This window comes from Gilvimarinus algae (genome assembly GCF_030518215.1).
Lineage (GTDB): Bacteria > Pseudomonadota > Gammaproteobacteria > Pseudomonadales > Cellvibrionaceae > Gilvimarinus > Gilvimarinus algae.
The window spans coordinates 1-1376 of sequence record NZ_JAULRT010000012.1; the positions used below are offsets into that span (position 1 = coordinate 1).

1 protein-coding gene is annotated in these 1376 nt (G+C 59.4%); it reads left to right on the forward strand.

From position 1 onward, the window contains the following. Positions 1–1376, forward strand: a 1376-nt coding sequence (locus QWI16_RS00045) for a beta strand repeat-containing protein (protein WP_302710673.1), incomplete at both ends; no start/stop codon positions are given.

The window sequence follows — 1376 nt, forward strand, 5'->3', positions numbered from 1 at the left end:
AAGACCCGACGGGCAACGGCGCAGCGATGCTGACCGGTGCGACCGGTGCGGTGCTTAACCTGGCCAATGCCAACCTGGTGGAGCACATCACGATTGGCAGCGCGGTGGATGGTATCGGTGCGCTGAACATTACGGATGCGACCATCGACGGCGTCGGTTTTGATTCTCTGACGGGCTTCGCGTTTAACTTTGATTCCATTGCGGGCACAGTCACGCTGTCGGATTTGGGCTTCACCGCAACGGCCGGGTTACTCAATGTCGCCAATACCAGCGCGAGCATTGATGCGGCGTCAGTGAACTTCAGCGCGACGGGCTCCGCACAGGCGGCAGTGGCCATTGATGGTCAGACAGGCGGGGCCATTACCCTTGGCAGCTTAACCAGCGATACCGGCACAGCGGCCAATGTGTTCAGCAGCACCAACCAGACCGGTGGCAGCGTATCTGTGCAAGGCCTTACGGTAACGGGCTACAACAACAATGCCGGAACGGCGGTGAACCTGAGCGGTTCAGGCTCGGTGAGTTTTACCGGGCTTAACCTCACCGCCACCGATGGTAATGGTTTGAGTGCTGGCGCGGTCACGCTCGATATCGGTGCCGGCTCCGGCATCACCGCCAGCAGTGGTCAGGCGCTTAATCTGCAAAACACAGTACTGGCGACCGGCGGCATCACCCTCGATACGGTGTCTTCAACGGGCAGCGCTTCACAGGGCATCGTGCTGTCGGGCGTTGGTGGCGGCGATCTGACCATCACCTCGGCCACGGTGGATTCCTCCACGGGCAACAGCATGGATCTGTCCGGTCTTACCAGTAACCTCACGGTGAGCGGGGCGACCATCACCAACTCACTTGCCAGCGGCATTGTGCTCAATGCCAACACCGGCGACGTGACCTTTGGTGATACCAACATCACGACCACGGGCGACGACGGCATAGCACTGACGGGTACCCACGGCACCATCGGCTTCGGCAATATCGACGTCACCTCCGCCACTGATGCAGCGGTGGATTTCTCGGGCTTTGACGGCACCTTTACTGCGGCCAGCCTGGATGTAAACGGCGGTTTGACCGGCATCGATTTAACCAATGCCCAGGGTACCATCACCTTTACCAATGGTGGTGTCATGCAGAATTTCACTGACTCGGGTGTCCACTTTAGTGAGACCGACGACCCGGTAGATTCTGCCGACGCTAACTTTGTGTTTGGTGGTGGCAGCATCACCGCGACAGGTTCGGCCTATGTGCTTGACGGTGTCGGGCTCGATCCGGCCAAAGGGCTCTATAACTTTACCGGCGTGACCTTCAACGGCGACTTCAATTTCGCACCCGGCGCGGGGCAGGTGGGTGAGCTGTTTTTTGTTGCGGCTAACGCCACAGGC